The following is a 940-nucleotide window of genomic DNA, read 5'->3' as shown; positions in this document are numbered from 1 at the left end:
GCCGGGGGCGGCAGTTGCTGGCCTTTTTCCTGAAAGTGCAGGGCGATGGTGTTGAGCCGGGCATCCAGTTGGCTGGCCGGGATGGCGCCGTCGTTAACCACGGCGACGATGCGGTCGAGGATCTGCAGCTTGGCCTGGCTCCAGGCCGGCAACATCAGCACGGCCATGGCCAGCAGGCCAAGCAGGGTGTGTCTGGCATGCAGCGTGCGGCGTGCAGCGTGCTGCGTTCTATCAATCATACTGTCTCCTGTATCCCGGAATGCTGCGCTCCAGCAGGGAATCCACCTGGCCGCCAAAGCCGCCCAGGCCGATCATCTGGATCTGGAACCAGATGGTGCTGTCCGCCTCGAGGTTGCCGTCGCCGTTGTCATCCACCAGCTCGCGCTGGCTGAGCAGTCGCAGCTTCCAGCAGCAATTACGGTATTCGGCACCGGCCATGGTTTCCAGTGTGCGCTGGTTGTCCAGGTCGTACATCCAGCGGCCAACCAGCCGCCAGTGTCGGTGAACCGGCAGAATAGCGCTGACTTCCGATTCGCGGATGTCGTCTGCCGGGCGGTCGTGATAGCCCAGGTTGACGACGCGGCGCTCCCGGTCGTTATAGCCGATCTGGAAGTTGGACCGTTCGCGCTTGTTCTCTTCGGTATCCCACTGGGCTTCTGAGTAGAGGTACCAATCGCGTGCAAAGTTCCAGCGGGCGTCGCCGATAACCGGGGTCTGGTCGTCGGTGGGGTCTTCCACGGCCCGGTCGGTAATCACTTTGCGGTCTTCAAAATAGAAGCCCTGGGCCACGCGCAGGCGCAGCTGCTCGCGGCCGGTGCCATCATGCAGGAAGCGGCTGGTCAGGCCTACCGCCAATTTTTCTTCGTCGCCAATACGGTCGTAACCGATGAAGCGGTTTTCCCGGCATAGGGAATTGTAGGAGAAGGTCAGCTCGCCGGAA

General features: G+C 62.1%; 1 protein-coding gene and 1 pseudogene. Both read right to left on the bottom strand.

Annotation, left to right across the window (positions count from 1 at the left end):
- Positions 1 to 239 (bottom strand): annotated as a pseudogene (locus tag A3754_RS01710) (molecular chaperone SurA); the annotation flags it as partial.
- Positions 232 to 940, bottom strand: a 709-nt coding sequence (locus A3754_RS01705) for an LPS-assembly protein LptD (protein ID WP_156496681.1), incomplete at its 5' end; no start/stop codon positions are given. The pseudogene A3754_RS01710 and the gene A3754_RS01705, both read right to left, overlap by 8 nt.

Source organism: Alcanivorax sp. HI0083 (genome assembly GCF_001635175.1).
Note: the sequence above shows the minus strand (reverse complement) of the source record. Positions and strands in the feature narration are given on the sequence as shown.